This is a genomic window from Lysinibacillus sp. UGB7 (genome assembly GCF_049058285.1).
In the GTDB taxonomy this organism is placed as follows: Bacteria; Bacillota; Bacilli; order Bacillales_A; family Planococcaceae; genus Lysinibacillus; species Lysinibacillus sphaericus_B.
Window position 1 is genome coordinate 1 of the sequence record NZ_JBMGUV010000014.1, and the last position, 19,760, is coordinate 19,760.

The 19,760-nt window shown below is 38.8% G+C and carries 19 protein-coding genes and 2 other annotated features; of the genes, 5 read left to right on the forward strand and 14 right to left on the reverse strand.

From position 1 onward, the window contains the following. Positions 1-72: 72 nt before the first annotated feature. The gene (gene hmpA / locus ACOMCU_RS13810; protein WP_010860422.1) at positions 73-1,239 is read right to left on the reverse strand and encodes an NO-inducible flavohemoprotein; all 1,167 of its coding nucleotides are present in this window, start codon (positions 1,237-1,239) and stop codon (positions 73-75) included. A 191-nt stretch (positions 1,240-1,430) separates the two neighbouring features. On the opposite strand from hmpA, the gene ACOMCU_RS13815 reads away from it, so the two are divergent. Then, entirely contained in the window at positions 1,431-1,868 is a 438-nt protein-coding gene (locus tag ACOMCU_RS13815; RefSeq protein ID WP_010860423.1) for an Rrf2 family transcriptional regulator, read from the forward strand. Between the two features lie 171 nt (positions 1,869-2,039). On the opposite strand, the gene ACOMCU_RS13820 is transcribed toward ACOMCU_RS13815, so the two are convergent. From ACOMCU_RS13820 to ACOMCU_RS13850, 7 genes are all read right to left on the reverse strand, one after another. Continuing rightward, on the reverse strand, positions 2,040-3,020 hold the full coding sequence (locus tag ACOMCU_RS13820) for a GNAT family N-acetyltransferase (protein ID WP_010860424.1): 981 nt from the start codon (positions 3,018-3,020) through the stop codon (positions 2,040-2,042). 13 nt (positions 3,021-3,033) lie between these two features. Further along, positions 3,034-3,495, reverse strand: a complete 462-nt coding sequence (locus ACOMCU_RS13825) for a nucleoside deaminase (protein ID WP_421050521.1) — start codon at positions 3,493-3,495, stop codon at positions 3,034-3,036. An 18-nt stretch (positions 3,496-3,513) separates the two neighbouring features. Beyond that, on the reverse strand, positions 3,514-3,891 hold the full coding sequence (locus ACOMCU_RS13830) for a VOC family protein (RefSeq protein ID WP_010860427.1): 378 nt from the start codon (positions 3,889-3,891) through the stop codon (positions 3,514-3,516). Further along, positions 3,888-4,322, reverse strand: a complete 435-nt coding sequence (locus ACOMCU_RS13835) for a DUF1801 domain-containing protein (RefSeq protein ID WP_010860428.1) — start codon at positions 4,320-4,322, stop codon at positions 3,888-3,890. Before ACOMCU_RS13835 ends, ACOMCU_RS13830 begins: the two co-directional genes overlap by 4 nt. A gap of 356 nt (positions 4,323-4,678) precedes the next feature. Beyond that, entirely contained in the window at positions 4,679-4,912 is a 234-nt protein-coding gene (locus ACOMCU_RS13840) for a YdeI/OmpD-associated family protein (protein WP_051112159.1), read from the reverse strand. A 1-nt stretch (position 4,913) separates the two neighbouring features. Then, positions 4,914-5,312, reverse strand: a complete 399-nt coding sequence (locus ACOMCU_RS13845; RefSeq protein WP_051112160.1) for a hypothetical protein — start codon at positions 5,310-5,312, stop codon at positions 4,914-4,916. 122 nt (positions 5,313-5,434) lie between these two features. Next, the gene (locus tag ACOMCU_RS13850; RefSeq protein ID WP_010860429.1) at positions 5,435-5,929 is read right to left on the reverse strand and encodes a DUF1648 domain-containing protein; all 495 of its coding nucleotides are present in this window, start codon (positions 5,927-5,929) and stop codon (positions 5,435-5,437) included. 247 nt (positions 5,930-6,176) lie between these two features. On the opposite strand from ACOMCU_RS13850, the gene ACOMCU_RS13855 reads away from it, so the two are divergent. Further along, complete coding sequence (locus ACOMCU_RS13855) at positions 6,177-7,889, forward strand: methyl-accepting chemotaxis protein (RefSeq protein WP_010860430.1); 1,713 nt, start codon at positions 6,177-6,179, stop codon at positions 7,887-7,889. Between the two features lie 179 nt (positions 7,890-8,068). Here ACOMCU_RS13855 and ACOMCU_RS13860 read toward each other — a convergent pair whose 3' ends face one another. Next, the gene (locus tag ACOMCU_RS13860) at positions 8,069-8,821 is read right to left on the reverse strand and encodes an HAD-IIB family hydrolase (protein WP_421050522.1); all 753 of its coding nucleotides are present in this window, start codon (positions 8,819-8,821) and stop codon (positions 8,069-8,071) included. A 210-nt stretch (positions 8,822-9,031) separates the two neighbouring features. Beyond that, positions 9,032-9,293: a binding site (T-box leader), on the forward strand. 126 nt (positions 9,294-9,419) lie between these two features. Here ACOMCU_RS13860 and ACOMCU_RS13865 point away from each other — a divergent pair. Then, on the forward strand, positions 9,420-10,991 hold the full coding sequence (locus ACOMCU_RS13865) for a 2-isopropylmalate synthase (protein WP_421050523.1): 1,572 nt from the start codon (positions 9,420-9,422) through the stop codon (positions 10,989-10,991). 98 nt (positions 10,992-11,089) lie between these two features. On the opposite strand, the gene metG is transcribed toward ACOMCU_RS13865, so the two are convergent. From metG to rsgA, 4 genes are all read right to left on the reverse strand, one after another. Next, on the reverse strand, positions 11,090-12,724 hold the full coding sequence (metG, locus tag ACOMCU_RS13870; RefSeq protein WP_010860433.1) for a methionine--tRNA ligase: 1,635 nt from the start codon (positions 12,722-12,724) through the stop codon (positions 11,090-11,092). A gap of 125 nt (positions 12,725-12,849) precedes the next feature. Next, positions 12,850-13,103: a binding site (T-box leader), on the reverse strand. Positions 13,104-13,411: 308 nt separating this feature from the next. Then, positions 13,412-14,056 carry an HAD hydrolase-like protein gene (locus ACOMCU_RS13875; RefSeq protein ID WP_421050524.1) on the reverse strand — a complete coding sequence of 215 codons (645 nt, stop codon included), beginning with the start codon at positions 14,054-14,056 and terminating at the stop codon, positions 13,412-13,414. A gap of 167 nt (positions 14,057-14,223) precedes the next feature. Continuing rightward, a complete protein-coding gene (gene fosM / locus ACOMCU_RS13880; RefSeq protein WP_010860435.1) occupies positions 14,224-14,646 on the reverse strand; it encodes a FosM family fosfomycin resistance protein in 423 nt (140 codons plus the stop codon). A 109-nt stretch (positions 14,647-14,755) separates the two neighbouring features. After that, complete coding sequence (rsgA, locus tag ACOMCU_RS13885; protein ID WP_010860436.1) at positions 14,756-15,829, reverse strand: ribosome small subunit-dependent GTPase A; 1,074 nt, start codon at positions 15,827-15,829, stop codon at positions 14,756-14,758. A gap of 437 nt (positions 15,830-16,266) precedes the next feature. Between rsgA and ACOMCU_RS13890 the strand changes: the two genes are divergently transcribed. Continuing rightward, a complete protein-coding gene (locus tag ACOMCU_RS13890; RefSeq protein WP_010860437.1) occupies positions 16,267-17,349 on the forward strand; it encodes a type III polyketide synthase in 1,083 nt (360 codons plus the stop codon). Position 17,350: 1 nt separating this feature from the next. Beyond that, the gene (locus tag ACOMCU_RS13895) at positions 17,351-17,893 is read left to right on the forward strand and encodes an isoprenylcysteine carboxyl methyltransferase family protein (protein ID WP_010860438.1); all 543 of its coding nucleotides are present in this window, start codon (positions 17,351-17,353) and stop codon (positions 17,891-17,893) included. Between the two features lie 521 nt (positions 17,894-18,414). Here ACOMCU_RS13895 and ACOMCU_RS13900 read toward each other — a convergent pair. Beyond that, positions 18,415-19,608 (reverse strand): GTP-binding protein, encoded by a 1,194-nt coding sequence (locus ACOMCU_RS13900; protein WP_010860439.1) that lies wholly within the window; start codon positions 19,606-19,608, stop codon positions 18,415-18,417. Positions 19,609-19,760: the final 152 nt, after the last annotated feature.

A 19,760-nucleotide genomic window follows, 5' to 3' on the forward strand; every position in this document is an offset into this window, starting at 1 on the left:
TCGCCACAACAAAAAATCCCTGATATGAGGGAATAAAATACCGCTCATATCAGGGAGATCTTTTATTTTATTTTATTTTGCTAGCTGCATTGCTGGACCAAAGAATTCATAGTGAATTTTTTCGTCTGCTACGCCAATTTCATGTAAGTTTTTAATAACCGCTTCCATAAAACCAGTTGGGCCGCATACATATACATCTGTATTATTCGCTATACTTTCAGCCAGTAACTCTTTAGTGATGAGCTTGTCTTCATCAGAGTATAATGCTGTGTATGTTGCATTTGGAAGAGTATTTACTTTTTCTTGAATATCATCACTAAATGCGATGACATTCTCATTGCGCGCGCATTGAATGAAGTTCACTTCATTTGTCGCATCGTCTTTTAGAGATTGAAGCATACTATTTAAAGGTGTTACGCCAATGCCACCACTTACAAATGTGATGGGTGCAGCTGTTTCTTCTAAAACAAACAGACCTGCCGGAACACTTACGTCTACTAAATCACCAACTTGTAAAACGTCGTGAATAAAGTTAGATACTTTACCGTTTGGTGTATGATCGCTTTCACGTTTTACTGAAATACGGTAACCTTGCTCCGCTGTCGCTTGAGAAAGTGTATATTGACGGTTCATTAAGTATTCTTCACCAGGTACTTTCACTCGAAGGCTAATGTATTGGCCTGGCTCATAAGCTGGTAATGGCGTGCCATCTTCATTCACAAAGTAAATAGAAGTTACTAGGTCACTTTCAACTTCTTTTTTCGCTACTTTTAGTGGTTTGAATAAACGCCATCCACCATTAACCTCTGATTTTTGATATAACTCTTCTTCTACTTGAATGAAGACATCTGCAATCATACCGTACGCTTCAGCCCATGCGTTAATAATGTCGTCTGTTGCTGCATCTCCCAGAACTTCTTTAATCGCTTTTAATAAGTGTTCTCCTACAATTGGGTAATGCTCAGGTAAAATACCTAAACTACGGTGTTTATGAGCAATTAACATAACTGCTGGTAAAATCGCCCCTAAATTTTCTATATGAACAGCTGCGGCATAAACAGTGTTTGCTAACGCTGTTTGTTGACGCCCTTGTTCTTGATTCGTGTGATTAAAAATATTTAATAATTCCGGATGAGCCTGAAACATATTTTTGTAAAACGTCTTTGTAATTGCTACACCATGAACTTCTAATACTGGAACTGTCGCTTTAATAATTTGTACTGTTTCTTGTTTTAACATATCGCATACCATCCTTTCATGATTACAATATAACGTTTTGATTCTCTTAAAGCAATATATAAAATACATCTTTAACAAAATAGACATAATTCATGTATTTTAAATACATCTTTTTAAAAAGCATTCATATTACTATGAAATAGAGGATAATGCTATAATTATTTATGAACTTTAGAAAGTAGGGTGTTCTAATGCGATTAACTTTATACACGGATTACTCCCTCCGGACACTCATTTATTTAGGAGCGAAGGAAAACGACCAACTATCCACTATTCAAGAAATTTCAGACGCCTATAATATATCAAAAAACCATTTAATGAAGGTGACACACCAGCTTGGACAGCTTGGTTACATCGAGACAATCCGCGGACGTGGTGGTGGTATTCGTCTGGCGATCGATCCAAAGACGATTACGATCGGTGAAATAGTACGTCATACAGAAGAAGATTTCCACTTGGTGGAGTGCTTTGATAAAGAAAATAACCTATGTAAAATTGCCCCTGAATGTCAGTTAAAAGGCGTACTTTATGAAGCACTCCAAGCTTATTTAACTGTTTTAGATCGCTATTCACTCGATGATTTTTTACATTCCAAGGAAAAATTAATGGCTTTACTGCTTGGCAAATAGCAATACCCGCTCAACCAGAAGTTGGACGGGTATTTTTTTAATTAGCTGACATTTATCCATTTGTAGTAACGCACCCTCCAAGGATAGGACACCGCCTCGTTAAACTAGCTTTTTCCACAGTTTTAAATAGGTTTCACGACAAAAAAAAAATCGAGGAATTTTCGCCTCGATTTATAATGCCTTTGAAAACATAATCATATCTAAGGCACGTATACCATTTTCATAGATAGGTTCTGGATAACTACTAAAAAAATCTTTTTCAATCGCTTCCATACGAAAACCAGACTTTTGATAAAAAGCAATATTATCAATACTAGAATTTGCCGTGCCCACAATGACATTTTTATAACCTTGTGATGCGCTAATCGTAGTAATTTTTTGCACGGCTTCCTTCCCAATACCTTTACCTTGAAACGCCGATAAAATGGCAATATTCTTAAGTTCAATGGATGTTGCTGAGTGCGCAATAAGCAACGCAATACCCACTAATTTTTCACCGCACTTAATCTCGTATAAGTCACCGTCATTCATATACTGACGAACGGCTACCTCACTTTCATCCGCAATCAATAACTGTGGCAAATAGCTTTCACGTGGGCCCTCCACCTGTTCTAGAGAGATACAGTGACGCACAAAATCATTGCGTTCAAAGACATTTAAAACACATGGTTGTTTTTCCTTCACCTCTAACCATGTATGCTCTTGCGGATAATCCTGCTCTACACCTAAACGAATAAAAGGCAACTTCTCTTGCGCCTTTTGTGAGCGAACATTAACCTTTCTTGCCCCTGCAAAAACGCGCTTTAGCCCTAACTCAAAAAACGCAATATCAAGTATCGCCGTTTTTGCCTCTAGATTATAGCCCTTTCCCCAGAACTCATAACCAAGCCATGAACCAATATGACAGCTCTTTTTCGTATGATCTATAAACATCAGTGCTGTCACACCGATGACTTGTCCTTCCTCGTTCAAGACAACACGTGGAACGGTCTTACCCTCTTCTTCATCTATACATTCTCGTTTAATAAAATTGATCGTATCTTCTACTTTACCGGCAGGTAACCCAAGTGTATCTCGCACCTGTGGCATAGAAGATAACGCATGTATCGCTTCTGCATATTTAATGTCGTGTTTCACTAAAGTTACTGCCATACCTTATTCCCCTTTAATCGTTATTACATTTTTTATACCAGACATGCAGCGGATTTTTTTCTTCATCCTCTACTGGTAATTGTATCATTTGAAATGTTCGTTCGGCATCAGCCTTCTGTAGATCAGCGTATACCTCACTTGAGCGACCTAACCCTACCGCTATGGCATCTGCTAGTGAATTAGCAAAATAAGCCTTATCCACACCAGCCATTGCCATCGCGCCAAAGCACATTGGGCAGGGGGCACCGCTTGCATACATCACTGTACCACGTAAATCTATAGAAGCTAGATTTTCTTGAGCACGTCGTAAGGCTAGTAGCTCAGCGTGACCTGTGCTATCTGGACGTAGATGCAGTTCATTGACGCCCTCGCCAATAATTTCGCCATCTTTTACTAATATAGCTCCAAATGGCTGCCCGCCTTGTGCTACGTTTTCAAGCGCTAGCGCCACAGCTCGTTCCATCCACTTATTCATATATACTCCTCCATATATTTAATTATACGTAATTTGCCAGGATACACCGAAACGATCCGCAATCCAGGCAAATTGCTTAGAGAAGCCATAATTGTCCAGTGGCATTAAAGCTTGTCCACCTTCTAATATTTGCGCTGCAAGACTTCCGACTTCTTCGAGTGTCTCACATTCTACAAAAATAGATGTAGCAGGTGTAAAAGTAAAATCATGCTTAATGACACTATCATTCACCATAATTTTCAAACCTTTTAAATCGAGAACAGCCATTGCCACTTGTTGAGTATTTTCCATATAAGTCAAACTTTCTACTGTTAAATCCGTAAACCATTGTTTATATTGCTCGATTGCATCATGTGCTTGTCCTTGAAACATTAAAAATGTTGTAGCGCTTTTCATCTGTTCAGCTCTCCTTCATATTTTAGAATCCATTCGGCTGGTGTCATTTTTGAAACAAGCTCGCCAATCAAATCATAAGGGATATTTTTCGTACTCGTAAAACGAATGCAGCTTTTCCCCATATTCAGTTTTGTGGGTACACACTTGGCATACTCGTCTTGAAACCAAGAGAGCAATGCCTTATCCGTATAGATACCCATATGATATAAAGCTATATGCCGCTTTTGAGCAGCAAGACTAATAAACGGGAGCGGAGTATTTGGCGTTACGTGATAACCTTTTGGATATGTCGATAACGGCACAACATAGCTTATCATGTCATAGTACATTGTTCGTTCAAAGCCTTCGGGTAAATTAACTTCCACTACTTCCACTAGCTTAGCCAAACTTTCGCGCCATTTTTCATCTACTTGTTCGATATAAGTACTCATACTGTAACCCTCACTTTTAAAATCGTATCTTTTGCCCCGAATTATATATCTCACTTTTCAGATAACTTTAAAGCAATTTTTAATTCCACACTACATAATAAAGTAAAACTTCAATCCAAAGGGGGTTTCTTCCTCCTCTACGGATTGGTAGTTGAACCAATGTGGCATTTAAGGTCAGCTGTTCGACAACCTCGTGTAAAATTATAAGCCTGTAATCGCTATTGTCCCATATATGCTTTCTCGGTGCTTTTTTCGTGAAAGTTTTCTTTTTTCATCATGCAATGCTTTCAAGAAACTTACTCACGAATATATTATGCTTTCCTTCACTTTTTGCTTTACGATATAACTCCTTCGTCTTAAAGCCTTGTCTTGTTATGTCCCGCATTTCCTCTAAACGAGCTGCCTGCCGTTTCTTCCTTTTTCGCGCTATATATATAACGAGCCCAGTCCTTTTGATACCCTGGTGTTAGGCCATCATAAAAGACTACATCCTGAGCATTATCTACAAGCTTTTCTCGCAATTGAGGAACCATTCTTTCATAGTCGCTAACACATTGACTATTTGCCGTCTTTTTCTTACCACGGGCCATACTATCTCTTAATGCTCAAAATTGAAAACGTCTCATCGTGAGACATCAGACTTGCAAATTTATAATCACTACTGACAATGTATTTCTCTTCATCTACTTGAATCGCAGGGAAAATTTCATCACGATGTATAAACTGTTCATATTTTTTATTACCCTTTTTCGGATAAACAAAAAATAAATAGCCCTGCTCCACTAACACATTAGCCTTGAGCGCACTGTTTAAATAAGTTACCATGTCCTCAACAGAAAACACAAAGGAAATGATACGATCATACGGGGCATCCCCTGAGTGCGAAATCCCCTCCAATATCACATCTTGTGGCTGGTTTAGAATAGTAATTGAGCGTCCACCCTGTAATTTAAACTTCTTTTGCATGTCTTTCTTTCGCACCTCTTTCAATTTCCTATATCCTAAATTTACCACAAAAAAAAGAGAGGTGTCTCAAAAGTTAGAGACACCTCCATTTCTGTGCTAAAGTATTGCATTGGACACAAAATTATTAATTCATAATGGAAACATAGCTATTTAATTTTTGAAGATGCAACCAAACCTTTTATAATGGGAATTGCTGTTCCAATCAGTACGAATGGTAGGAACCACCAGCCTAATGTTTCTACTTTCTCTAAAGCAATACGAACCATCTGGAATGAGATGAATGCAAACAAAATTAAGCAAAAATTTTTCACTTCATTCAATATTTTTCGGCTATTTAAATAAAATTGTTCAACGTTACTTTCGTTTAAACGTGCAGGATAGTTATGCATATGTGGTGCTTTTTCAAGTAGCCCCATTAACACCCACAAAAATATCCCTACAAACGGAAGGATAAATAATTCAATTTTGGAGCCCCATCGATTTACCTCTCCTCCACCGTTAAAATGCGCTGGAATTTCATCGGGTATTTTTCCCCACATCACAATAATATATAAGATAGACACAACAAATACCCCACCACCAATATAGTCCCACATCTTTTCATATGTCGTCTTCGGTAATTTTAGAACTGGTCTATACATTTTTCCACATCCTTGTTTAATCTTAATTAATTTTACGTATCACATCCTCTTAAGTTTCAAGTTCACTTAATGCCATTGCCCAAAATTCTATTATTCTACGACTTATTTCTCTAATTTGTATAATAATCACTACAAAAATACTCATAATACTTTGTAAATTCCATATAATCTGATATAAATGATATATATACATATTTCACTTTTTTGTAACATTTCTACTAATCTACTAAGAAAGGATTTTTCAAACATGCGATTTACTATCTATAAGAAATTATTACTCGGCTTCCTAATTGTCATTTTTGTATTAGTTGGGACAATAGGTTTAAACTTCAAACAGTTAAATTCAGTAAATAGTACGTACCGTGATTTACTCGAAGAACAAACGACAAAATCTATTAGTATTCAAGAGCTCAAAGCTATCGCAAAGCAAGAGATTGTTAGTATGCGAGGCTATCTACTACTAGGCGATAAACAAAATCTCCAAAATAATAAAGATTCCCGCGATGAATTCAAACAAAAATCTGACGACTTAATGGCATCACTCGAGTCCCAGAAATCTATTGAATTATTAGAGGCTATTATTAAAAGCGAGGAAAATGTTCAACAGTTCGCAGATCGTATGTTTACTTTAAAAAATGATGGGCAAACCGAACAATACGAAAAATTGGATAGCACTCAAGGTCGCCTCATTATCAAACAATTTGATGAGCGAGTTGAAAACCTAGCCAATTATCAAAAGGAATTTGTAGATTCAAAAATTACTGCTACATCAAAAGAAATTCAATCTATTAAGTTTCAGATGATTTTACTTGGAGGATTTGCCGTTGTCATTAGTCTGATAATTGCCATGGTAATGGGAAGCATTATTTCCCGACCTATCAATGGTATGGCCAAAGCAGCAAAAAAAATAGCTGAGGGCGATTTAACAGCTGAACAAATTCGCATCAAGAACCGCGATGAGGTTGGCGATTTAGCCCTTGCTTTTAATCAAATGGCTCAAAATTTAAAAGACGTAATTACAAATGTACGTCAAAACACAGTACAAGTTAGTGCTTCTGCTGCGGAATTAACTGCGAGCGCTGACCAAACGATTCAAGCAACGGAGCAGATTACATCTTCCATTCAAGAAGTAGCTAGTGGCTCTGAAGCCCAGGGAAAAAATGCTACCGACAGCTCTGCTGCAATGAAAACTATGACAAAGGGTATCCAGCAATTAGCAGCCACAACCGCTGCTGTTTCTGAACTCACAATAGAGACAAATACAGAGGCAAACAAAGGAAATGACTCACTACAACGCGTCATTACACAAATGGATACCATTAATACTGCCGTATTAGAATCTGCTGCAGTTGTTAAAAATTTAGGAAACCATTCGTTGGAGATTGGGAATATTATTAACATTATCACTGATATCGCAGAACAGACCAACTTATTAGCACTGAACGCTGCAATCGAGGCAGCACGAGCAGGTGATCATGGTCGTGGGTTTGCAGTCGTTGCAGATGAAGTTAAAAAATTGGCAGAACAATCTAAAAAATCAGCTGAGCAGATTGCTGGTTTAATCTCAGAAATCCAACAAGATACAAAACGGGCAGTAACGGTGATGGATACCGGTACTGAAGAGGTTCAGATTGGTATACAGGTTGTAAAGGTCGCGGAGGAAGGCTTTTCAAAAATCGTCGAACTCATTGCCCAAGTATCTATGCAAATTCAAGAGGCGACAACCGTTTCCGAAGAAATGTCATCGAGTGCTGAACAAATTTACGCATCCTTCGATGAAATTGCCACAATCGCACAAATGTCATCCGCTAACCTGCAAAATGTGGCTTCTGCCTCTGAAGAACAATTAGCGACAATTGAAGAAGTGGCCGCTTCTGCAGCTACACTCTCTACAATGGCTGAAGAATTACAAACACAAGTTTCACGCTTCAAGGTACAAAATGAAGAGGCTATATCATAAGCCCCTCTAAATAAATAGCAAGAATCTGCTGACTTCCATGAAAAAACAGCAAGCCTCTGTAGGTGCATAGGTGTCTATCGAGGCTTGTCTAGTTTTCTAGCAGATTATTTTCTTCAGTGAGACACAGATGAATATTATGCATAGTAAGGTCAAATTTTTCTGTCAGTATGCATTCCACATTAGCATTTATATTTATCGCTTAATCCTTGTAGCGTAGCTATAACTGCTACTTCTTCACCAGAAACCTGTAAAGTAGCATATTTTCGTACTTCATGCATGCCCACACAGACACTTTCCTTTGCCTTCACAAACATTGCTTTATCGTTAGCATCATTACCAAAAGCGATAAAATCCCCTTCCAGAACACCTAATTTTTTTAAGCCATTCCATTTATCAATACCACTAGGACTCATATCGACAATATTTTCTGACGTATGCTCATATAACGAAATCGGTAGTTTTACTAGCTCTGCCATTATTTCTTTATGTTGTTCACCGGGAAATAATACAATTTTCACAATGTCCTTCAGTTCATCAAGTACTACTTTTTTTGCAAGCTTCAGTGGGTCTAAATTTCGGTAAATCGGATGGTCTTCACTACCTGTGTACGCGTAGTCCCAATCACCATCGATTAAATACGGTAGTTCAAATGTATAAATAATTCTTGAAATTGCTTCCACTATTTCTTGTGGAAAGGTGCTTACTTCAATCGTAACCGCATTCTTCGCGACGAATGCGCCGTTGCCACCGACCATCGGAAGTTTTCGCAGTGACTCAGGTAATACGGGCAATAAATCACGGATTGGACGTGCTGACGCAAAGATTACTTCATGGCCATTTTCCATACAACTTTCCAGCGCAGTAGTTATACCTTGGCTCAATGGCTGTCCTTTAAAACAAATCGTACCATCTAAATCAAATACAAATTTCATTGTCACGCCTACTTTCTATGTATAGAATCTCCACATATTATCTCATAGAAAATGGGTGTTCTTACAGCAATTTATCAATTTCAATGGATGCTAAACACAATATTCCATGCTAACAAATTTGCTACCCCACATTAAGACAGAAAACAAAAAATTTTTAGAATATTGTTGACAGAATAACGATATCCAAGTATTATTGCTTTCAACAACACATTGTAGGCCTAGATTGGAAATAGTAGAGATGTCTGTGTACTTGTAGAGAACCGGTGGGTGGTGCAAACCGGGAGACACACATTTTGAACTCGTCCATGAGCTACTCCCTGAACTATAACTTCGCCAAAGCGTAGTGAATAAAGTAAGGGATGTCGGATTCCCCCGTTATAAGGATAGACAGTAATAGCTGTTGATAAGGGGACTTTTTCTGTAAAGAAAAAGTCAATTAGAGTGGTACCGCGAGCAAAAACTCGTCTCTATATTTTTATATAGAGACGGGTTTTTTTATTTTTAAAGCCGATTGTGCGCGTTAATATCCGACTACCACTGCTTGGATGCGGCATGCTCAGCTTGCAATATTTTAATTAAACAAAAGGAGTGTTTGAAAATGGGAAGAAAAATTTGGGTGTTTGATACAACTTTACGTGATGGCGAGCAAGTACCGGGAGCAAAGCTGAACTTATACGAGAAAGTAGAGATTGCACAGCAACTCAAAAAATTAGGCGTCGATATTATCGAAGCTGGATTCCCTGCTTCATCACAAGGTGACTTTGATGCTGTGAAAGCTGTCGCACAAAAAGTCGGTAACACGAATGATATTATGATTACTGCTTTAGCGCGTGCAGTACAGGCAGATATCGATGCTGTTTACAATGCTGTAAAATACGCCGAGAATCCAATGATTCATATGGTGCTTGGCACTTCTGACATTCATGTTGAAAAGAAATTTAGTAAATCCAAAGACCAAATTCTTCAAATTGGGGTGGACGCTGTAAAATATGCAAAAACACTGCTACCGCAAGTCCAATATTCTACAGAGGATGCATCTCGCTCTGATTTTGAATACCTATGGAAAACAATAGAAGCTGTCATGAAAGCTGGCGCCACGATGATTAATGTGCCTGACACAGTTGGTTTTGCAGAGCCAGAGGAATTTGGCGCGATGATCTATAAACTAAACGACCGCATGAAAAATCTTAACAACCGTGTTCTGCTAAGTGTTCACTGTCACAATGACCTTGGTATGGCAACAGCTAACACACTTGCAGCTATTAAAAATGGGGCTGACAAAGTTGAATGTACCATTAACGGTATTGGTGAACGCGCCGGTAACGCTGCACTAGAGGAAGTAGTGATGGCATTAAAAACGCGCAGTGCTGTCTACAATGCTGAAACACACATCAATACAAAAGAAATCATGAATACTTCACGTCTTGTATCTAGCTTTATGGGCTTAGATGTACAAGTGAACAAAGCGATTACTGGAGACAATGCCTTCGCCCATTCATCAGGTATTCACCAAGATGGCCTATTAAAATCACGTGATGCCTACGAAATTGTACATCCTGAAGACGTAGGACTAGACGACATGGAGCTAGTTTTAACTGCACGTTCAGGTCGACATGCCGTGAAAAACGCCTTAGAAAAACTTGGATTTTCAAATCTTTCTACTGAAGAGTTCGAAGGTATCTTTGACGGCTTCTTAAAGCTAGCCGATGCCAAGAAAGAAGTATACGACCATGATTTATATGTAATTGTAGAAAGCTATTATGAAAAGCACGATGCAAATCACGCCAATGCTACTCATTATAGCGATCAATTCTTTGATTTCGCTGACCTACAAGTCGTCAGCAATGCAAGCTTCCCATCTGCAAGTGTGAAGATTCGTAAGGGCGACGAAGTATTTAAAGCTAGTGCAGTTGGGTCTGGCCCAATTGATGCGTTGTATTCGGCAATCGCAGAAACTACAAAAATTGATGTGAAGCTAGTGGAGTACAATATAAATAGTGTCTCTCGTGGAAAAGAAGCGCTTGGTAAAGTAAAAATTACAATCGAACATGAAGGTGAGAAATATATCGCAAAAGCAGCGGATACAGATATTTTAAAAGCAAGTGCCCTTGCCTATGTTAATGCTATTAATAGCATCGTTGTAGCGAAATTAACCCCTGTTATGAACTAGGTAATTTTTGAGCAATTTAAGCGAACTGGCTCAACAACATTATTGATATTCATGGAAAAGCAGTATGACGAGGAAAAAAGTCATACTGCTTTTCTTATTTATTGACTGTCATTTACTAATTTTTGATATTCTTCTTCAATCAAGTCAACATCAAGACGCTCAAACAGCGGCGTCACCTCTCCAATGACTGATGGCAGTGCCACTTGCTCATGCCACATCATTTCCTTTACACCTAACATATCTCGAATTTGTCCAGCTGAAAACGGTAGAAAAGGCTGCAGTAGCTGACTAAGATTGGCGATAATATAGACGCACGTTACAAGTGTTTGATTTCCTGCCTCAACGTCATTCTTCACTTGCAACCATGGCTGTCGTTCATCAAAATAGCGATTTGCTGCACGAACGTATTCAAAAATAGCTTCTAAAGCCTGCTTAAAATGCCCCGCTTCAATACTAATACCGGCTTCACTAAACAAGCGAATCGTCTGCTTCCTTACATCTCCATCCACCTCAGCCTGTGGGACTTGGCTGGCAAATGACTTTTCTAAAAATTTCAATGTACGATTGACAAAATTACCGTAAGCGCCAAGTAGTTCACTGTTATGACTATAGATAAATTCGCGCCAAGAAAAATCAGTATCGCGATTCTCTGGGGCATTCATCGTTAGAAAATAGCGAATGGAGTCCGCATTATAGCGACTTAATATATAAGGAACCCATACAGCCCAATTTTGGCTGGTCGATAGTTTTCGCTTCTCTAATGTCAAATATTCGTTCGAAACAATATGTGTTGGTAATGCCTTCGCTCCAATGCCCATTAAAATGGCGGGCCAAATAACTGTATGGAAAGGGATATTATCCTTGCCATGTATATAGTACGAGATTGTGTCTTCATTCCATAGTTCCTCGATGGCCACATCGTGCTGTTTAGCCCATTCGATACTTGCGGTTAAATAGCCAGCCACAGCTTCAATCCACACGTAAATCTTTTTGCCCTCAAAGCCTGGCACTGGTACATTTACACCATTCGGTAAATCCCTTGTTACTGCACGATCAGGCACACCTTCGCCCAAATAACGCTCTGTTAAACCTAACGCATTATCGCGCCAACGTTTCTCTGCCTTTGCATCAGCTAAATAAGTCTCAAGCCTTCCCTGAAATTGACTGAATGTAAAATAAAAATGTTCTGTCTCTCGAATCACTGGCTCATTCCCACATATTTTACAGCGCTTATCAATTAAATCAAGCGGATCTAAAATTTCCGAACAATTATCGCACTGGTCTCCACGCGCCTTCGCACCACAGTTCGGACAAATCCCTTCCACAAAACGATCAGGTAAAAACTGCTTATCCGTTTCACAATACGCCTGTTCAATCTTCTTTTTATATAAATAATTATTTGCTAAAAGCTGTAGAAAAATGGTCTGCACTGATTCGTGGTGGTGCTGAGCATCTGTTCTTGTATACATATCATACGTAAATCCTAACTCCTGAAAACATTGTGTAAATTCATCATGATATCTATTGGCAATGGCCTCTGTTGTGGTATTTTCCTGTGTAGCTCGAATTGAAATCGGTGTACCATTACAGTCACTACCTGAAACATATAAAACTTTCTCACCTTTTTGTCGGTAATATCTAGCCAAAATATCACCTGGTAATAATGCGGCGATATGACCTAAATGCAACGAACCATTCGCATATGGCCAAGCGCCTCCAATAATAATCGTCATCCTAAGTTGCTCCCCTCGAAAATGTCTATCAAATTCACCTTGGCGTATCTGGTGTATTGCTCTGGCGCAAATAACATCTGAAACGGCCGCAAAATAAAGATAAAAAAAACGCCCTAATCATTACTGATTAGGACGAGTATACCCGTGTTACCACCTATATTTACAAATAGCTCAAACTATTTGCCTCAATCAGTACGTCCACATATGAGAGATACTGCTGCTGTTGTAACGAGTGCCATCTCGTCGTAGCCTACTCGCCAAAGCTTTCGGTACGAAGCTCAAAGGTCATTTTCAAAAGGGTTCATTTACCTCATTTCCACCAGCAGAGGCTCTCTATTAAATGCTTGTCCAATTTACTTTTCCTTCTCAACGCTTTTCTTAGATTGGCACCATTTTACTCTTTTCCCTCAAAATTTGCAATGCAAACATTTGGAGTTGAAAACGCTAAATGTCGATAAATGAGTAAAAGTTGTGGATAAACCGACGAAATTACTCGATAAAGTGAAACTTCAATCAGTGCCCACTGATTGTTAGTTGAACCAATCGGGCTTTTACATTCCGTTGATCGACCGCCTCGTTACTTTGCATTTGAGGTGGGCGGCTTACTGACCGTTAATGCGGGATAAATATAAAAAGTTGGGCGATAAATTTTAAAATGTTAGAGATAAATGCTAAAGGTTTTTAAAATTAGTTTAGTACGGTTAGCAGTTCCTTTAGATCATCAATGACAACATCCGCTTCTTGTAATTCACTTTCCTGTGCAAAATCAAAGCGTACACCAATTGAAAGAAGGTGATTATCTTGAGCCGCTTGAATATCAGAGACACGATCACCGACAACTGCTCCATGTTGAATGTTATTTTCTTCAATTACTGTACGAACCAAATCTGATTTGTGACCACTTGAGATGGACTGAATACTATAGATATTTTTGAAAAAGCGTGTTAACTGATAAGTTTCAACAATGGCTTGCAAATACTCGATTTGACCATTACTTGCTATGTATAAATTATAGGTTTCTGCTAGAGTCGTTAGGGTTTGCTCTGTATTCGGATACAATGCGCCTCTACCCTGCTGTATCTGTTCGATAAGTTTTGCATGGAATATAGTATTACTGTCTTCACGAACTTCCAAGGAGTGCTCTGGACATAATGTTTCCCATACGATAGGTAAAGGAACACCCATAATTTCACGATACTTTTCAATTGGTGTATCCTCTTGCCATAAGCCCTTTGCACGCAGTACATCAAAAGTCGATGTAAGGGCTGGCTCCAAAATAAGATTGGTTTGAAATAAAGTGCCATCCATATCAAAAATAATTGCATTTTTCATAAAGTTGCTCCTTCCTATGAACCTTAAATCTAAGAATATAACGTTGCTACTTTCGTTAAGGTTCATTTCATGTTTTTCCACAGTTTCAAACAGTTGTCACCAATCCTTCTTTGAATATGTTGCAAAAAATAAGCGTCTCAAAAGTTAGAGACACTTACTTGTTACTATTAATCAAAAAACTCCATATGCACTTTTTCTTTTTTATAGTATTGTAATCTATCCTGTAAAGTACCTGTATGAAATTCAAACTTATGACCATCTGGATCCGTAAAGTAAATGGATTTTTCATCCCTCACATCTCGCTGTCTACCTTCTAAAATATTGACATTATAATGCATTAGTTTCTCATACATTTTATCGAAATCTTCTTCAAGAATTGAAAATGCAATATGTGTATAGGATTGATGAATCTCATTGCGCGGGATATCCTTCTCTACATTTAAAGCAAGCCACAGTCCATTCAGATCGAAATAAGCTGTGTTGCTACCTTTCACTAATAATTTTGCATCGAAGACGTTTTTATAGAATGCTATGGAATTACCTAAATTAGAAACTGAAAATAAAAAATGATTGATGTTTTGTATCGTCACGCACGGTCACTCCTTACCTATTCCTCTATAACTATGAACATACGCATCCTTTGTTCATGCAACATTCCTTATTAAAAAGTAGAACACAAATATCTTTGTTCCGTCATGCTTATTTCTTTTTTCCTTTCTTCAATCCTTTGGAAATTTTCTTCCATTTCCGCTGTTCGTTTAATCTTGCCTGTGTATTGGTTTTACGTTCCATAAATGCGAGTTCCCTCTGTAACTTGAAGTAGCTTTGTAAACGTGAGCTTTCAAGTGCCCCATCTATGATCGCTTGCTGAACTGCACAACCTGGCTCCTCTTGATGCATGCAATCTCGATAGTGACAAGCAGCAGATAGTTCTTCAATATCTTTAAAACTGGCAGAAAGACTATCTCCCTGATCCCATAATTGCAGCTCACGCATTCCTGGCGTATCAATTAAACAACCTCCATTTGGGAGTACAATTAACTCACGATGTGTCGTCGTATGGCGGCCTTTAGCATCGTCCTCGCGAATATCCGAAACTTTCATGAGTGTTTCGCCACTGAGTGCATTTGTCAATGTAGACTTCCCGGCCCCTGAAGAACCAAGTAATGCACCCGTTATCCCCTCAGTAAAAAGAGCACGAATATCTGATAAGCCTTCCCCAGATAAAGCACTTGTCACAAAAATATCTACACCAAATGCGATAGCTTCGACCTCACGTAACATAATCTCGACGTCTTCACATAAGTCTGCCTTTGTCAGTACAATAATTGGCTTGGCGCCTGAGTCCCAGGCTGCTACTAAATAACGTTCTAAACGACGTAGATTAAAATCAGCATTTAAGCTCATTACAAGGAGTACAACATCGACATTTGAAGCTACAATTTGCTCCGTTATTTCTCGACCTGCAACCTTACGTGAAAAAACTGATTTTCGTTCAAATAGTTTATGAATAATTGCCTTTTCTTCGCCAGCCATTTTCTCGACCAACACCCAATCTCCAACAGCTGGGAAGTCTTCTCGTGCTAGAGAAGTATATGCGAAATGCCCAGCAATCGTTGCTAGCCACTCTCCTTCTTCTGTCAATACACGATATGAGTGTTTATGCTCTAAAGTCACTCGCGCCGGGATACAGTTGGCTAATTTCGACTCCTCTTTAAACGTCGTCATTTGCTCTTCAAAATATGTTGAAAATCCTAAAGTTGTTAAATTCAATTCGTTTTCCTCCTGATATATGCATGTTATTTACGCTTCAGCATATTTGTGCACAAAACATCTATGCACTCACCGAAACTTTATCTTTATGCAGCATTTGATTTGCTGAAAAAATAAAAAACCTTGTAACTGCAATTCGGCAGTTACAAGGTTTCACAGCACGTTCAAGAGAATGTACAAGTAGCCTTATTTATGTAGAAGTTTAACTAGCTACTGAACAAGGTCTAACATGTATATTTTAGGCGTGTGAAATTGAACAACCCGAATTGCAATTCGCTAAAAACAGATCTATTCATCATGTCACATCACCTACTTCCATTTATTTGTTTCCAATATATCTAAATTTTGCGAAATTGTCAATTCCAAATTATCAAGCATGTAACCACTCCCCCCATGCATACAATGACTAAGACCACTTTTGCAAAGGAGATGTTGAATTGTCGAAAATCGTTTCTATCAGTACATATCAACCACCTTACACATTACATCAAGCAAATGCTGAGGAGCTAACGAAAGAGCTTTTTCATAAAAAAGTCGCACGTTTAGAACGCTACTTAAAAGTCTTTGAAAGCGGTGGTATTGAGACACGCCATTTCTGTGTACCTGCCGAATGGCATCGTACCGAGCATACTTTTGAAGAACGTAACAACTTATATATTGAGTTGGCAACAGCATACAGCGTTGACGTCATACAAGCCTGTTTACAAAACGAAGCGTTCTTAGCAACACCGATTTGTCCTGAGGAAATCGATGCCATTATTTTTGTTAGTAGTACGGGCATTTCAACACCAAGTATTGATGCTCGAGTTATGAACCAACTTGCCTTTTCAGACAGACTAAAACGCATGCCACTTTGGGGACTTGGTTGTGCTGGTGGAGCAGCTGGTGTCAGTCGTGCCTATGATTTCTGTAAAGCACACCCTCAAGCAAAGGTACTTGTTGTTTGTGTCGAACTTTGCAGCTTAACCTTTCAACCAAACGACTTTTCAAAGAGTAATTTAATAGGTGCCTCTCTCTTTGCCGATGGTGCAGCATGTATTCTCGTTTGTGGAGATGACGTCACAATACCTACAAGAAAGCCGTCACCTTCCATACTCACAACTGGCTCTAAATGGATGCCAGATTCTGAAGATGTAATGGGCTGGAATATTAAAAACAATGGACTTCATGTCATTTTCCAGAAAAGTATCCCTGCTATTATTACGAACTGGCTTGGTCCATTTATTGAGCAATTCTTAGTAGAACAAGAGCTATACAGTGAACAGCTTGATCATTTCATTGCTCATCCTGGAGGTAAAAAAGTGCTGAAGGCCTATGAGGATGCATTGTATCTTGCGGAACAAAAAACCGACATTTCTCGGGAAATATTAAGACGTCATGGAAATATGTCATCCCCTACAGTGTTATATGTATTAGAGCAGTTTATGTTAAAAGAAGGTCAAGTAGATGATGTTGGTTTGCTCGTCGCTCTCGGTCCCGGCTTCTGTGCGGAAGCTGTATTACTTAAATGGAGGGAGTAGCATGTTTTTTTATATTATCTTGATTCTTGTCATTCTACAAAGATTGACAGAAGTCTCTATAGCGAAACGTAATGAAAAGTGGATGCTTTCGCAAGGGGCGTATGAAGTAGGAATAACGCATTATCCCTACATGGTAGCCATGCATTTCAGCTTTTTTCTATTTTTAATAACCGAAGGGAGCACCAATAACAATGGTCTTTCGCCCTTATTCCCTTTATTCTTTTTACTATTTATTGCGGTGCAAGCACTACGTATCTGGTGTATCCATTCACTAGGACCTTTTTGGAATACAAAAATTATCATATTGCCTGGTGCGGAAGTAGTGCGAAAAGGACCATATACATTTATGCGTCACCCTAATTATGCAGTTGTTTGCTTGGAAATTCTTTTACTACCTTTAATGTTTCAAGCTTACTTCACAGCATTTTGCTTTACACTTTTAAATATTACAATGCTTTCTGTACGCATTCCCATTGAGGAAAAGGCATTGCGTGAAGCAACAAACTATAACAAAATATTTAAAAAGGAACTACCTCAAAAGTAATTTGAGGTAGTTCCTTTTTAAAATAGAAATATCTATATGAAACCGTTGATTTCCTCTACGACGGACGCTTTTTCGAGGGCATGGCTTCAGTCTCCTCGTCGCTACGCTTCTGCGGGGACTTTTCGCTCATGCTATTCCCGCAGAAGTCGCCGCCTGCGCTCCAATCAACGAGTGTAAGTCTATAAATGATTGAGATGATGGATAGGAGGACGAACAACTGCTTTTTTTTTAACTTTATCTATTCATTAGTAGCATCTCATGCCCCGTTGATTTCCGCTACGGCGTACGTTTTTCGCGGGCGTGGCTTCAATCTTCTCGTCGCTACGCTCCTGCGGGGCCTTTAGCTCATGTATGCCCGCAGAAGTCGCCGCCTGCGCTCCAATCAACTCATATTCAACGACATCGAAGAAGGCAGAAGACCGTATAAATCCAATCCACTACAATGCGCAAATTGTCCGTTATTAGCTCCATGTACGACGAGTAAGCATCATCGGAGGAATGGTACAACCTGTTTGTTTCTGTTAACTCCAGTCCCAATTAAATGGATCTACTAAGTTCTCCCACGGTTCATTAAATTCTTCATCAGATAATAAACACGCATCCAGCTCTTTTACAATGGCTTTTTTATCTAATTCAATGCCAATAATGACGAGTTGTGTCAACCGATCACCAAATTCTTCATCCCAATCTTCCAGTACTTCAGGACTTTGTAAAAAAACATCCTGCTGCTGTGCCTTAGGTAAAGCCGCTACCCAGTATGAAACGGGTTCAATTTTTGCGGATGAACCTGCTTGTGACAGTAATAGTGCCACTTCCTGATGTTTTGCACTCCAAATAATCCCTTTGGCACGAACGATGGACTCTGGCATATTGTCACACCACTCTACAAATCGCAATGGATGAAATGGCATTCTGCGCTGATAGGTGAACGACGTGATGCCGTACTCTTCCGTTTCCGGTATATGATTTTCATGGCCAATCTCTAACTCCTTTAACCAACCAGCAGATTGTGAAACGCGTTCGAAGTTAAAACGTCCCGTATTTAATATTTCTGCCGGCTCTATAATACCATTAGTTGTCCGAATTAATGTTGCCTCAGGCTGTAATACTCGTAAAATTCTATCTAATATTTCCAGTTCCTCTTGTGACACTAAATCACATTTGTTCAGTACAAGAACGTCACAAAACTCAATTTGGTCAATCAGTAGGTCCGCTACATCCCTCTCATCTAATTCCCCTACCGCTTCCTTACGCTCTAGCAGACTCTCTCCAGATTGAAAATCATGCCAAAAACGATTTGCATCCACTACTGTCACCATTGTATCGAGCTGACAAAACTTTGTAAGATCAATATCAAGTTCCTCGTCCATATAGCTAAATGTTTGTGCAACTGGTATCGGCTCACTAATGCCTGTGGATTCTATCAAGATATAGTCAATATTCCCGAGCCCTGCAAGACGCTCTACCTCCTGTAGTAAATCCTCACGTAACGTACAGCAAATGCAACCGTTTGATAGCTCTACAAATTTTTCTTCAGTGCGTGAAATACCGCTACCCTTCGCAATCAATTCAGCGTCAATATTGATTTCACTCATATCATTGACAATAACTGCCACACGCATATTTTGCTTATTTTGTAGCACATGATTCATAATTGTCGTCTTACCTGAACCTAAATAACCACTTAAAACTGTAACCGGTATTTTCTTTGTCATCTCTCTAATCTCCTTCAAATCGTAATCATTACTATTTATATTTTGTAATTAAAACACAAAGAATATTAAAGTGCAATATTTATTATTTTAAGTAAACCAGTATTTGACAAATGAAAGTAAACATAATATCTTATGAAGCGTAATTACTACGA

Excerpts from the sequence above, each read along its gene's own strand:
- hmpA (WP_010860422.1), bottom strand. The coding sequence starts at position 1,239 with ATGTTAAAACAAGAAACAGTACAAATTATTAAAGCGACAGTTCCAGTA.
- ACOMCU_RS13815 (WP_010860423.1), top strand. The coding sequence starts at position 1,431 with ATGCGATTAACTTTATACACGGATTACTCCCTCCGGACACTCATTTAT.
- ACOMCU_RS13820 (WP_010860424.1), bottom strand. The coding sequence starts at position 3,020 with ATGGCAGTAACTTTAGTGAAACACGACATTAAATATGCAGAAGCGATA.
- ACOMCU_RS13825 (WP_421050521.1), bottom strand. The coding sequence starts at position 3,495 with ATGAATAAGTGGATGGAACGAGCTGTGGCGCTAGCGCTTGAAAACGTA.
- ACOMCU_RS13830 (WP_010860427.1), bottom strand. The coding sequence starts at position 3,891 with ATGAAAAGCGCTACAACATTTTTAATGTTTCAAGGACAAGCACATGAT.
- ACOMCU_RS13835 (WP_010860428.1), bottom strand. The coding sequence starts at position 4,322 with ATGAGTACTTATATCGAACAAGTAGATGAAAAATGGCGCGAAAGTTTG.
- ACOMCU_RS13840 (WP_051112159.1), bottom strand. The coding sequence starts at position 4,912 with ATGGCCCGTGGTAAGAAAAAGACGGCAAATAGTCAATGTGTTAGCGAC.
- ACOMCU_RS13850 (WP_010860429.1), bottom strand. The coding sequence starts at position 5,929 with ATGTATAGACCAGTTCTAAAATTACCGAAGACGACATATGAAAAGATG.
- ACOMCU_RS13855 (WP_010860430.1), top strand. The coding sequence starts at position 6,177 with ATGCGATTTACTATCTATAAGAAATTATTACTCGGCTTCCTAATTGTC.
- ACOMCU_RS13860 (WP_421050522.1), bottom strand. The coding sequence starts at position 8,821 with ATGAAATTTGTATTTGATTTAGATGGTACGATTTGTTTTAAAGGACAG.
- ACOMCU_RS13865 (WP_421050523.1), top strand. The coding sequence starts at position 9,420 with ATGGGAAGAAAAATTTGGGTGTTTGATACAACTTTACGTGATGGCGAG.
- metG (WP_010860433.1), bottom strand. The coding sequence starts at position 12,724 with ATGACGATTATTATTGGAGGCGCTTGGCCATATGCGAATGGTTCGTTG.
- ACOMCU_RS13875 (WP_421050524.1), bottom strand. The coding sequence starts at position 14,056 with ATGAAAAATGCAATTATTTTTGATATGGATGGCACTTTATTTCAAACC.
- ACOMCU_RS13895 (WP_010860438.1), top strand. The coding sequence starts at position 17,351 with ATGTTTTTTTATATTATCTTGATTCTTGTCATTCTACAAAGATTGACA.
- ACOMCU_RS13900 (WP_010860439.1), bottom strand. The coding sequence starts at position 19,608 with ATGACAAAGAAAATACCGGTTACAGTTTTAAGTGGTTATTTAGGTTCA.